Genomic DNA, 12,242 nt, shown 5'->3' with positions numbered 1-12,242 from the left:
ACAATGATGAAACGACTTACTCTATTACTGTTACTGGCTTTTATGCTAACGGGCTGCGGTCTGACGCAGCGGGTCAGCGACAGTACGACTTCAGTGGCAAAAGCCATTTTCTACAAACAGGTCAAAACATTGCATCTTGACCTTACTGCCCGTGCGGCACTGAACCCTGATGAAGACGGCATGCCACTGGCGACTGACGTATGGGTGTATCAGCTGAAAGACCGACAGGCGTTTGAGAAAGCGGATTATGCCACACTGCAGTCCGACGCTGACACTGTACTGGGCGTAGACCTGGTGGCTGAAAAAGATGTGTGGATACGACCGGGCACCACCGTATCGCTGGATATGCCGCTCGATGAAGAGACGCAGTACGTGGCGCTGGTGGCGCAGTTTCGCTCACCGGATGCGCGTAAGAACGACTGGCGACTGGTGCTGATGCGGGATGATCTTGACCCGGATAAACCGCGCACTGTGCTGCTGAAAGGGCATTCGATGACACTGAAGCCAACTGAAGATAAATGAGGGACTCGAAACGGAGTGTAGCCGGAATTTGCTGAACAACTGCTGATAAATATAGAGGAAGGATGGGCTCTTTTTGCTCACTTACCAGGTGAACTGCAGCTGGATGATTTCGAAGGCGTATAAACATACGCCTGTGAACATGAAAGCGGGGTGTATCAGATTTAGAGGATGTCACGGACCCGGACTAACGCCGCGTACGGCGAAACATAGAACGCAGTTCGATGAAGAGTCCGGCTCGCTAAAAGCAAAAAACCAGCCCGTAGGCTGGTTTCTTTAAATTAGTGGTGCCCGGACTCGGAATCGAACCAAGGACACGGGGATTTTCAATCCCCTGCTCTACCGACTGAGCTATCCGGGCAACGGGGCGCATTAAACCGTAAAGGCCCGAAGACGTCAACGGCTTTGTCATAAAAAATCCGTCAATCTGTGCTGACTGGCTGATTTTCAGACAAAAAGGCACCCGTTAATGGGTTATCAGGTCAGCGCGCCACCCTGACGGCACTGGGCGAAACGCAGGATATCTTCGGCGAGACGCCGCGCAGTATCCACGTCCGCCTGGCTGCGTTTGACCAGCAGACGGCTCAGACAGCCTTCCAGCACCAGTTCCATCTGCTCGGCGACCATCGCGGGATCGTCCACTTCGAGCTGCGTTAACAGCTCATGCGTGTAGTGATACGCCGCGCGTTTTTGCTGATCCGCCAGTTGATGGATCGGGTGCGACGCCTCGGGGTAAAACGTACAAGCGGCGATAAACAGACAGCCTGGGTAGCGATCCTGGCTGACGCAGTCCGTCAGCGCCTGATAGCGCGCCATGAGCTTTTGCTCGGCGCTTAGCTCTTCGTTGTAGATCAGCTGGCGGCGCCAGGCGTCCACACGCTGGCTCAAATAGCGCAGCGCGTCATACAGTAGCGCCTCGCGATCCGGCCAGTAGCGCTGGATCTCTTCCGTCGGACACTGTGCCGCGGCGGCCACCATTTCCGGCGTGGTATTGGCAATCCCTTCCTGTTCAAGGATATGCAGGGCCTGCTCCAGAACTTCTTCACGTTGCACGGTCTACTCCTCTCCGTTTAGCCCAACGGTTTCTCCCACCCAAGTGTTGTTTACCGCAGGCGATTGTGCAAATGCGTTGCGAATGCGGGCGCGTCCATAAAACCGGTGACGCGGCCATTTGGGATCTCGTTACCCTGCGCATCGAAGAAAATAATCGTCGGCAGCCCGAGCACATTAAGGCGCTTCAGCAATGCCACATCGGCGGCGCTGTTGGCGGTGACGTCAGCCTGCAACAGCACCGCGCCATCCAGCGCGCGCTGCACCGCTGGCGCGCTGAACGTGTATTTTTCAAACTCTTTACAGGCGACGCACCAGTCGGCGTAGAGATCGAGCATCACCGGCTTACCTTTGGCCTGCGCCAGCGCGCGGTCGAGATCGTCCACCGTGGCGATGCGGGTGAAAGCCAGATGCGCCTGGGATTCCGCGACAGGCGCGCCGAAAGCCCAGTCCTGCAACGGGCGGGCGCAAATCAGTGCCGCGCCCAGCAGCACGATTTGCACCGCGCGCATCCAGGATCGGGTGGCGCTCAGGCTGGTCACAAACGCCCAGCCGAAGAACGCGACGCCAAGCGCGCTCCAGAGACGCAATCCCCACGGCTCGCCCAGCACGCGCTCCAGCAGAAATACCGGCAGCGCCAGGATGACAAAGCCGAACGCGGTTTTGACCTGCTCCATCCACGGGCCGCTTTTCGGCAGCAGCCGGTTGCCGAAAACAGTGACCAGAATCAACGGCAGACCCATGCCGAGCGCGTAAAGATACAACGTGCCGCCGCCGAGCCACAGATCCCCGCTCTGGGCGATATAAAGCAGAATGGCGCTGAGCGGCGCGGTGGTGCAGGGCGAGCAGATAAGCCCGGCAATCGCGCCCATCGCAAACACGCCGCCCGGCGAGCCGCCGCGCTGGCGGTTGCTCATCAGCGTCAGGCGCGTTTGCAGCGACGCGGGCAGTTGCAGCGTAAATAGCCCGAACATCGAGAGCGCCAGCAGAACAAACACCACAGAGAGCGTTATCAGCACCCACGGGCTTTGCAGCGCCGCCTGAAATTGTAATCCCGCCGCGGCGACCACCAGCCCGAGCGCGGTATACGTGAGCGCCATTCCCTGCACGTAGACGAACGCCAGCAGCAGCGCTTGGCGGGTGGAAAGCCGTTTTTCGCCGCCAAGCACGATGCCGGAGATAAGCGGATACATAGGGAGCACGCAGGGTGTGAAAGCGACGCCGATGCCGATGAGCAGCGCCCAGAACGCGGAGAAGGGCAGGGTGGCGGAAGGCGCATCGCTGTTAACGCGGGTTTGCTCGCCAGTGGCGGCCGAAGGCGTAGCGGCGTCGGCTTTAACACTCTCTGTCGGTTCGACGGCGCTCAGCGGCACCGTGCGGGTTTCCGGCGGGTAACAGAAACCGGCTTCAGCGCAGCCCTGGTACGTCACGCTCAGCGTCGCGCCCGGTGCCGCCTGCTCTACCGTGACCGGCACGCTGAGCGCGTCACGGTAGATTTCGCTTTTGCCGAAGAACTCATCTTCATGCGGCTCGCCAGTGGGTAGCGCGAGCGGCGCCACGCTGGCATTGGCGGGTGTTACGCGAATTTGCTGGCGGTAGAGATAGTAGCCGTGCTTAATTTGCCAGTTCAGCGTCAGCTGGTTCTTCTGCTGCTGAAAATCAAAGGCAAAAGCCTGATCTGCCGGCACAAACTGCGAGGCGTTTTGCTGGCCGAAGAGTGAGGCCGAAGCATGAGCGCTGCAAAACAGCAGGATCAGCGTAAGGATGCGGTGAGCCATGAGAGGTAATCGTTGTCTCCATGAATGACGGGGATCACAAGCAGTTCGGGTGTCTGGTACGGGTGATGGCTTTTAAGACACGTCAGCAGCGCCTGCTGACGCGCGGTATCGCTTTTTAACACCATCTGCACCTCGTACTCTTGCTCCAGTTTTCCTTCCCAGTAGTAGAGCGACGTGGCACCCGGCAGCAGCGTCACGCAGGCGGCGAGATTTTCCGCCAGCGCTTTGGCCGCCAGATCCTGCGCGGTGGCTTCGTCCGGCGCGGTGCAAAGCACAACGACGGCGTCCGGCGCGGCGTGAGTAACGGTATTTTCATCCAGCATAAAGCCCTCCTGCCTGAAAAGTGTGAACGGCTACTATACAACGGCAGAAGCGGGCGCGTTAGCCGTTGAGCGCAGGTGTGAGGGGTTGTGACGTAAAAAGGGGCGCCGCAGCGCCCCGGAAGATCACAGCATGACGCTGCCCAGCAGGAAGCCAAAGCAGACGGAGAGCACAACGCCGAGCGTGCCCGGAATAAAAAACGGGTGGTTAAAGACGAAGCGGCCAATACGCGTGGTGCCGGTATCGTCCATCTGTACGGCGGCAACCAGTGTCGGGTAGGTTGGCAGAATAAACAGGCCGGAAACGGCGGCAAAAGAGGCGACAGCTGTCAGCGGGGAGACGTTCAGCGCCAGCGCCATCGGCATCAGCGCTTTGGCGGTCGCCGCCTGGGAGTAAAGCAGCGCGGAGGCGATAAAGAAAATCAGCGCCAGCAGCCACGGGTGGCCCTGAATCACGCTGCCCGCCGTCGCTTTGATCCAGTCGATATTGGCGGAAACGAAGGTGTCGCCAAGCCATGCCACGCCGAGGATACAGATACAGGCGCTCATCCCGGCTTTAAAGGTGCTGGAGTTCAGAATGGTGTCGGTTTCCACGCGGCAGAGAAGCGTGATAAGCGTCGCGACGCTCAACATGATGATAAGAATCGCGCTGGTGGTGTTCATCAGCGGTTTTGCCACAAGGCCGAGGCTCGGGCTGTTGATAATCGCATATGCAACAACGCAAACCACGCCCAGCAGGAACAGCCATACGGAGGTTTTGGCGCGCGGTTTGATGTCAATTTGCTCATCGCCGCGCAGCTCGATTAACCCCTCTTCAAGACGTTTGAGGTACACCGGATCGTCGGAAAGCTTCGAGTTAAAAAGGATGGAGACGAGAAAAGACATCACCAGCACCGCCGCGAGCGTAGAAGGGATAACGACCATCAGCAGATGAATGTAGCTGACGCCGTGGCCTTCCATCACCGAGGACATATACACCACGGCGGCGGAAATCGGCGACGCGGTAATGGCTATCTGTGCGGCGACCACCGCGGTGGAGAGCGGACGGCAGGGCTTCACGCCCTGTTCTTTCGCCACTTCAGCGATAACCGGCAGCGTGGCGAGCGAGATATTCCCGGTACCGGCGAAAATCGTCAGAAAATAAGTGACGATGGGAGCCAGTATCGTGATGTATTTCGGGTTTTTGCGCAGCAGCTTTTCCGTCTGGTTGACCAGGAAATCGAGCCCGCCCGCGACCTGCATGGCGGAGATAGCGGCGATCACCGCCATAATGATTGAAATAACGTCAAAAGGGATATTACCGGGTTTCACCCCGATGCCGGCGAGGACCAGCACCCCCAGCCCGCCGGCGTACCCAATGCCGATTCCCCCAAGCCTGGCGCCAAGAAAAATGGCCAGTAAAACGATGATAAGTTCGACGACTATCATGATGGCTTCCTTGATGGTTAATTGTTGGATAATTAAAAGTTATAATTTGGTATCCATTAAACGAAAAAGGCACGTCCGAAGACGTGCCTTTTCAGTGTACCGCGAAAGGGGATTACTGTTCGCTTTCATCGGTATAGCGTTTTGCTTTGTAGGCCGGATGCATCAGGTTCTGGACGGAGAAGATGTCGTCCAGTTCCGCTTCCGTCAGCAGACCGCGCTCCAGTACGACTTCACGCACGCTCTTGCCGGTTTCAGCGCAAATCTTCCCGACGATATCGCCATTATGGTGGCCAATGAACGGGTTGAGATAGGTGACGATACCGATAGAGTTGTAGACGTAGCCTTCGCACACTTCTTTGTTCGCGGTAATGCCGTTGACGCATTTTTCCAGCAGGTTGTAGCAGGCGTTGGTCAGGATATGAATCGACTCAAACATCGCCTGCCCGATAACCGGCTCCATCACGTTCAGCTGCAGCTGGCCGGCTTCAGATGCCATGGTTACGGTGGTGTCGTTGCCGATAACTTTAAAGCAGACCTGGTTTACCACTTCCGGCACAACCGGGTTCACTTTGGCTGGCATGATGGACGAACCCGCCTGCAGCTCTGGCAGGTTGATTTCGTTTAAGCCCGCGCGCGGACCGGAAGAGAGCAGACGCAGGTCGTTACAGATTTTGGAGAGCTTAACGGCCAGACGCTTGAGCGAACTGTGCACCATAACGTAAGCGCCGCAGTCGGAGGTCGCTTCGATCAGGTCTTCCGCCGGAACGACCGGCAGGTTGCTCACTTCCGCGAGTTTCTGCACCGCCAGTTGCTGATAGCCATCCGGGGTGTTCAGACGCGTGCCGATAGCGGTTGCGCCGAGGTTTACCTCAAGCAGCAGTTCCGCCGTACGCAGCAGGTTTTTCGTCTCTTCGTTCAGCAGCACGTTAAATGCGTGGAACTCCTGGCCGAGGGTCATCGGCACGGCGTCCTGAAGCTGGGTACGGCCCATTTTCAGGATGTTTTCAAATTCCACGGCCTTGCGCTGGAAGCCTTCGCCCAGCTCTTTAATCGCGTCGACCAGTTTCACGACAGATGCGTAAACCGCGATGCGGAAGCCGGTCGGGTAGGCGTCGTTCGTGGACTGGCATTTGTTCACATGATCGTTAGGGTTGAGGAACTGGTATTCCCCTTTCTGGTGGCCCATCAGCTCAAGACCAATGTTCGCCAGCACTTCGTTGGTGTTCATGTTAACGGAAGTGCCCGCGCCGCCCTGGTAAACATCCACCGGGAACTGATCCATGCATTTTCCGTTATTCAGCACTTCATCGCAGGCGGCGATAATCGTGTCGGCGATTTTGCGCGGGATGGTCTGCAACTCTTTGTTGGCCAGCGCCGCCGCTTTTTTCACCATCACCATGCCGCGAACAAATTCAGGAATATCGCTGATTTTGCTGTTGCTGATGTAAAAGTTTTCAATCGCTCGCAGAGTGTGAACACCGTAGTAGGCATCCGCTGGAACTTCCCTGGTACCCAACAAATCTTCTTCGATACGAATGTTGTTTAACATGTGAACCTTCTTACTTAAGCTGACTAAGAATGCACCAAACTCACAGGATATATGTGGTTATGGAGGTAAAATGACCGACATTTATGTCCTTAATCGGTCTGGTGCCCACGATCATATGCTGATGATAGCGAAAAGCAGTAACCTGGATCACTTATTCCCCGCCGCGTCTGATGACAATTATTAAACTGTGAAATGGGTCACCGCTTAAAAATTTCCAGAAAAAATGTCCGTGCAAAGTGATTGAACTTTGACTAAGGCGCCTCCATCTCAGTGTATATGCGTTTGCACATCTATTTCTAAGGCGCCAGAAGGCGCCTGCTTTTTACAGGAGAACCCGGTGCGCTGGATACCCTTTATCGCCTTCTTTCTTTACATCTATATTGAAATTTCCATCTTTATTCAGGTGGCGCATGTATTCGGCGTTTTCCTGACCTTAGTGCTGGTGATTTTTACCTCAGTTATCGGGATGTCGCTGGTACGCAACCAGGGCTTTAAAAACCTGATGCTGATGCAGCAGAAAATGGAAGCGGGCGAAAGCCCGGCGGCGGAAATGCTAAAAAGCGTGTCGCTGATTATCGCAGGCCTGTTGCTGCTGTTGCCCGGCTTTTTTACCGATTTCCTCGGCCTGCTGTTGCTGCTGCCGCCGGTGCAAAAACTCATCACGCTGCGCCTGATGCCGCACCTGCGCTTTGGGCGGATGCCGGGCGGTGGTTTTGGGGCTTCATCGCAGGGCGGCAACACCTTCGACGGCGAGTACCAGCGCAAAGACGACGGCCCCAAACGTCTTGAAGACCACGATCGCGACTCGCGATAAAAAATCCAAAAAATTTTTTTCTTTTCCCCCTTGAAGGGGGAAAACCCCAACCCCATCTCTCTGGGCACCAGCCGGAAACCTTCACGGGCCGGCTCAATCCCTAACTGATACGGACTTTCTCAAAGGAGAGCTATCAATGAATATTCGTCCATTGCATGATCGCGTGATCGTCAAGCGTAAAGAAATTGAATCTAAATCTGCTGGCGGCATCGTTCTGACCGGCTCCGCTGCGGGTAAATCCACGCGTGGCGAAGTGCTGGCTGTTGGCAATGGCCGCATCCTTGAAAATGGCGAAGTGAAGCCGCTGGATGTGAAAGTGGGCGACATCGTAATTTTCAACGATGGCTATGGTGTAAAAACCGAGAAGCTGGACGATCAGGAAGTGCTGATCATGTCTGAGAGCGACATTCTGGCAATTGTTGAAGCGTAATCTCACGCGCGAACAAAACTGAACGTACGAATTTAAGGGAAATAACGATATGGCAGCTAAAGACGTAAAATTCGGTAACGACGCTCGTGTGAAAATGCTCCGCGGCGTAAACGTACTGGCAGACGCAGTGAAAGTCACCCTGGGCCCGAAAGGCCGCAACGTGGTGCTGGATAAATCTTTCGGTGCGCCGACCATCACCAAAGACGGCGTGTCCGTAGCACGTGAAATCGAACTGGAAGACAAGTTCGAAAACATGGGCGCGCAGATGGTGAAAGAAGTGGCCTCCAAAGCGAACGACGCGGCAGGCGACGGTACCACCACTGCAACCGTACTGGCACAGGCTATTATCACCGAAGGCCTGAAAGCTGTTGCGGCAGGCATGAACCCGATGGACCTGAAGCGCGGTATCGATAAAGCGGTTGTTGCCGCTGTTGAAGAGCTGAAAGCGCTCTCCGTACCGTGCTCTGACTCCAAAGCTATCGCTCAGGTCGGCACCATCTCCGCTAACTCCGACGAAACCGTAGGTAAACTGATTGCCGAAGCGATGGAGAAAGTGGGTAAAGAAGGCGTTATCACCGTTGAAGAAGGCACCGGTCTGCAGGACGAGCTGGATGTGGTTGAAGGTATGCAGTTCGACCGCGGCTACCTGTCTCCGTACTTCATCAACAAGCCGGAAACTGGCGCTGTTGAACTGGAAAGCCCGTTCATCCTGCTGGCTGACAAAAAAATCTCCAACATCCGCGAAATGCTGCCGGTTCTCGAAGCCGTGGCTAAAGCAGGCAAACCGCTGCTGATCATCGCTGAAGATGTTGAAGGCGAAGCGCTGGCGACCCTGGTCGTGAACACCATGCGCGGCATCGTGAAAGTGGCTGCAGTGAAAGCACCGGGCTTCGGCGACCGTCGTAAAGCTATGCTGCAGGATATCGCTATCCTGACCGGCGGTACCGTTATCTCTGAAGAGATCGGTATGGAGCTGGAAAAAGCGACCCTGGAAGATCTGGGTCAGGCGAAACGCGTTGTTATCAACAAAGACACCACCACCATCATCGATGGCGTGGGCGACGAATCCGCAATCCAGGGCCGTGTTGGTCAGATCCGTCAGCAGATCGAAGAAGCGACCTCTGACTACGACCGTGAAAAACTGCAGGAGCGCGTAGCTAAACTGGCTGGCGGCGTTGCGGTTATCAAGGTTGGCGCTGCGACCGAAGTGGAAATGAAAGAGAAGAAAGCCCGCGTTGAAGACGCCCTGCACGCAACCCGTGCTGCGGTGGAAGAAGGCGTGGTTGCTGGTGGCGGTGTAGCGCTGGTGCGTGTTGCTGCGAAACTGACCGAACTGACTGGCCAGAACGAAGACCAGAACGTGGGTATCAAAGTTGCGCTGCGCGCAATGGAAGCTCCGCTGCGTCAGATCGTGTCCAACGCCGGTGAAGAGCCGTCTGTTGTCGCGAACAACGTGAAAGCTGGCGACGGTAACTACGGTTACAACGCGGCGACCGAAGAATACGGCAACATGATCGACATGGGTATCCTGGATCCGACCAAAGTGACCCGTTCTGCACTGCAGTACGCGTCTTCTGTGGCTGGCCTGATGATCACCACCGAGTGCATGGTTACCGATCTGCCGAAAGAAGATAAAGCCGACTTAGGCGCTGCAGGTATGGGCGGCATGGGCGGCATGGGCGGTATGATGTAATTTAATCTTCATACTTCAGGCCCAGGGCGTTGGCTGCATTCATTCACCCCCGTCACTTACTGAGGTAAGCGCCTGGGATTTATGAACTTGCCGCCTGCCTGCAACCTGAATTATTCGATTAAAAACAGAAAACCCCGGTCAGAAATGGCCGGGGTTTTTCTTTTGGTCATCTTTTTAGTATAAGGTCTTACCGGGCTTACGCAGCCAGGCTATCACCAGCTATTCATAATGGGGAACAACATGCGCTTGAAAGTCACTACAGGAATGGTTGTCGCAGCGCTGCTGCTGGCGGGATGCAGCAACGGTAACACACTCTCGACCGCAGGTCAGAGCGTGCGTTTTGTTGAAGAGCAGCCTGGTAAAGAGTGCCGCTTACTGGGCACCGCGACCGGCGAGCAGAGCAACTGGCTTTCTGGTCAGCACGGCGAAGAGGGTGGCTCCATGCGCGGTGCGGCAAACGATCTGCGTAATCAGGCCGCAGCGATGGGCGGCAATGTGCTTTATGGCGTAAGCAGCCCGACACAGAACCTGCTTTCAAGCTTTGTTCCGACATCCAGCAAAATGGTCGGTCAGGTGTATAAATGCCCGAACTGAAAGTGATATCACCGCATTAACGGTTTTGAAAGATAAAAAGGCGGGTGCGCTGCGCTTACCCGCCCTACGATTTTAACGCCGCGCTGGGTTTGACTGTGGCGGGTGCGCTGCGCTTACTTGCCCTACAGGTTTTAACGCCGCTTTTGGTTTGACTGTGGCGGGTGCGCTGCGCTTACCCGCCCTACGATTTTAACGCCACGCTGGGTTTGACTGTAGCGGGTGCGCTTCGCTTACTTGCCCTACAGGTTTTATCGCCGCGTTGGGTTTGACTGTGGTGGGTGCGCTTCGCTTACCCGCCCTACAGGTTTATCGCTGCCGCTTTTTCTGCGTAGGGCGGGTAAGCGCCAGCGCACCCGCCGCCTCGCCATTCACGATAAAATCAATTCTGTCGCAGCTGCAAATCCAGCGGCGTTTTGCTCGGCTCGCCACCAATTTCACGCGCCAGCTTCGGCACCAGATAACCGGAAACCCGCGACAACAGCTCGCGCATAATCGCCCGCGCCTCGTCGTCGTTCACCATAAAATGCGCCGCGCCTTGTACTTTATCCAGCACATGCAGGTAATAGGGCATCACGCCCGCATCAAACAGCGCATTGCTGAGCGCCGCCAGCGTCGCGGCGTTATCGTTTACGCCTTTCAGCAGCACACTCTGGTTCAGCAGCGTAACGCCCGCCGCGCGTAGCTTCGCCATCCCCTCGCGAAACGCGTCGTCGATTTCCTGCGCGTGGTTGATATGGTTTACCAGAAGCACCTGCAAACGCGTCTCGCCGAGCAGGCGGACCAGCGCATCGGTAATACGCGCCGGGATAACAATTGGCAGACGGCTGTGGATGCGCAGGCGCTTGATATGTGGGATCGCCTCAAGATGCGCAATCAGCCATTCCAGCTCGTGGTCTTTCGCCATCAGCGGATCGCCGCCGGAGAAAATAATTTCATCCAGCTCCGGGTGCGCGGCGATGTAATCCAGCGCGGCCTGCCAGTTGCGCTTATTGCCCTGGTTATCCGCATACGGGAAATGACGGCGGAAGCAGTAGCGGCAATTCACCGCGCATCCGCCTTTTACCAGCAGCAGCGCGCGATTGTGGTACTTATGAAGGAGGCCTGGCACCACACTGTTTTGCTCTTCCAGCGGATCGGTGGTAAAACCGGGCGCCGCGACAAACTCCTCGCGCGCGGTTAATACCTGGCGCAGCAGCGGATCCTGCGGGTTGCCTTTCTCCATCCGCGCGGCGAACGCGCGCGGTACGCGCAGCGCAAATAACCGGCGCGCGTCGCGACCAGCCAGCAATTCTTCACTGGCGTCTATATTGAGAAGGTGCAGGAGCTCATCGGGATCGGTGATAACATCGGCAAGTTGCGATAACCAATCTTCTCGGGATGGGGTATTTAGGGTTACAATATGCGCCATTTTGTGGCTTAGCTACCAGTTAACAATTTCAGAGGGCCTTATGGCGACTTATTCTAGCAACGATTTTCGTGCCGGTCTTAAAATCATGATGGACGGCGAACCGTACGCCGTTGAATCCAGCGAATTCGTTAAACCGGGTAAAGGTCAGGCGTTCGCGCGCGTTAAGCTGCGCCGTCTGCTGACCGGTTCTCGCGTTGAGAAAACCTTTAAATCCACCGACTCCGCCGAAGGCGCAGACGTTGTGGATATGAACCTGACTTACCTCTACAACGACGGTGAGTTCTGGCACTTCATGAACAACGAAACTTTCGAACAGCTGGCTGCGGATGCCAAAGCTGTTGGCGACAACGCGAAATGGCTGCTGGACCAGGCTGAGTGCATCGTGACCCTGTGGAACGGTCAGCCTATCTCCGTTACCCCGCCGAACTTCGTTGAGCTGGAAATCGTGGATACCGATCCGGGCCTGAAAGGCGATACCGCAGGCACCGGCGGCAAACCGGCGACCCTGTCTACCGGCGCTGTGGTAAAAGTACCGCTGTTCGTACAGATCGGCGAAGTCATCAAAGTGGATACCCGCTCTGGTGAATACGTTTCCCGCGTAAAATAATCTCGACTGATATCAGCGGCGTGGTGTCGCCACGCCGCATATTTGCAGAGAA

The 12,242-nt window shown here is 56.1% G+C and carries 12 protein-coding genes and 1 tRNA gene; 6 read left to right on the top strand and 7 right to left on the bottom strand.

Annotated elements, in window-relative coordinates; translation table 11 throughout:
* The first annotated feature begins 3 nt into the window (after window positions 1–3).
* A complete protein-coding gene (gene tssJ, locus ACUW6V_RS10215) occupies window positions 4–522 on the top strand; it encodes a type VI secretion system lipoprotein TssJ (protein WP_044594800.1) in 519 nt (172 codons plus the stop codon).
* A 282-nt stretch (window positions 523–804) separates the two neighbouring features.
* Here tssJ and ACUW6V_RS10210 read toward each other — a convergent pair.
* The 6 genes from ACUW6V_RS10210 to aspA form a co-directional block, all read right to left on the bottom strand.
* Window positions 805–880, bottom strand: a tRNA-Phe gene (locus ACUW6V_RS10210).
* A 116-nt stretch (window positions 881–996) separates the two neighbouring features.
* On the bottom strand, window positions 997–1,572 hold the full coding sequence (locus ACUW6V_RS10205; protein WP_004387009.1) for a transcriptional regulator: 576 nt from the start codon (window positions 1,570–1,572) through the stop codon (window positions 997–999).
* A gap of 50 nt (window positions 1,573–1,622) precedes the next feature.
* Window positions 1,623–3,347 (bottom strand): protein-disulfide reductase DsbD, encoded by a 1,725-nt coding sequence (locus tag ACUW6V_RS10200; RefSeq protein WP_015386317.1) that lies wholly within the window; start codon window positions 3,345–3,347, stop codon window positions 1,623–1,625.
* On the bottom strand, window positions 3,323–3,670 hold the full coding sequence (cutA, locus tag ACUW6V_RS10195) for a divalent cation tolerance protein CutA (RefSeq protein WP_004387013.1): 348 nt from the start codon (window positions 3,668–3,670) through the stop codon (window positions 3,323–3,325). The genes ACUW6V_RS10200 and cutA overlap by 25 nt, the downstream gene beginning before the upstream one ends.
* A 123-nt stretch (window positions 3,671–3,793) precedes the next feature.
* Window positions 3,794–5,095 carry an anaerobic C4-dicarboxylate transporter gene (locus tag ACUW6V_RS10190; protein ID WP_004387014.1) on the bottom strand — a complete coding sequence of 434 codons (1,302 nt, stop codon included), beginning with the start codon at window positions 5,093–5,095 and terminating at the stop codon, window positions 3,794–3,796.
* A 112-nt stretch (window positions 5,096–5,207) separates the two neighbouring features.
* Window positions 5,208–6,644: an aspartate ammonia-lyase gene (gene aspA / locus ACUW6V_RS10185; RefSeq protein ID WP_007871256.1), complete on the bottom strand. Its 1,437-nt coding sequence runs from the start codon at window positions 6,642–6,644 to the stop codon at window positions 5,208–5,210.
* Window positions 6,645–6,981: 337 nt separating this feature from the next.
* Here aspA and ACUW6V_RS10180 point away from each other — a divergent pair, with 337 nt between their 5' ends.
* The 4 genes from ACUW6V_RS10180 (at window position 6,982) to ACUW6V_RS10165 (ending at window position 10,175) form a co-directional block, all read left to right on the top strand.
* Complete coding sequence (locus ACUW6V_RS10180) at window positions 6,982–7,458, top strand: FxsA family protein (RefSeq protein WP_007887527.1); 477 nt, start codon at window positions 6,982–6,984, stop codon at window positions 7,456–7,458.
* Window positions 7,459–7,594: 136 nt separating this feature from the next.
* A complete protein-coding gene (locus tag ACUW6V_RS10175; protein ID WP_004387018.1) occupies window positions 7,595–7,888 on the top strand; it encodes a co-chaperone GroES in 294 nt (97 codons plus the stop codon).
* Window positions 7,889–7,937: 49 nt separating this feature from the next.
* On the top strand, window positions 7,938–9,581 hold the full coding sequence (gene groL / locus ACUW6V_RS10170) for a chaperonin GroEL (RefSeq protein WP_004387019.1): 1,644 nt from the start codon (window positions 7,938–7,940) through the stop codon (window positions 9,579–9,581).
* 240 nt (window positions 9,582–9,821) lie between these two features.
* Entirely contained in the window at window positions 9,822–10,175 is a 354-nt protein-coding gene (locus ACUW6V_RS10165) for a DUF4156 domain-containing protein (RefSeq protein WP_007871252.1), read from the top strand.
* Window positions 10,176–10,554: 379 nt separating this feature from the next.
* Here ACUW6V_RS10165 and epmB read toward each other — a convergent pair whose 3' ends face one another.
* Window positions 10,555–11,583 carry an EF-P beta-lysylation protein EpmB gene (epmB, locus tag ACUW6V_RS10160; RefSeq protein WP_041460811.1) on the bottom strand — a complete coding sequence of 343 codons (1,029 nt, stop codon included), beginning with the start codon at window positions 11,581–11,583 and terminating at the stop codon, window positions 10,555–10,557.
* A 40-nt stretch (window positions 11,584–11,623) separates the two neighbouring features.
* Here epmB and efp point away from each other — a divergent pair, with 40 nt between their 5' ends.
* Window positions 11,624–12,190 carry an elongation factor P gene (efp, locus tag ACUW6V_RS10155; protein ID WP_004386068.1) on the top strand — a complete coding sequence of 189 codons (567 nt, stop codon included), beginning with the start codon at window positions 11,624–11,626 and terminating at the stop codon, window positions 12,188–12,190.
* Window positions 12,191–12,242 lie beyond the last annotated feature (52 nt).

Source organism: Cronobacter sp. 153480017-3 (assembly GCF_053627815.1).
The sequence above is the reverse complement of the archived record's forward strand: the minus strand, read 5'-3'. Positions and strand labels throughout refer to the sequence as shown.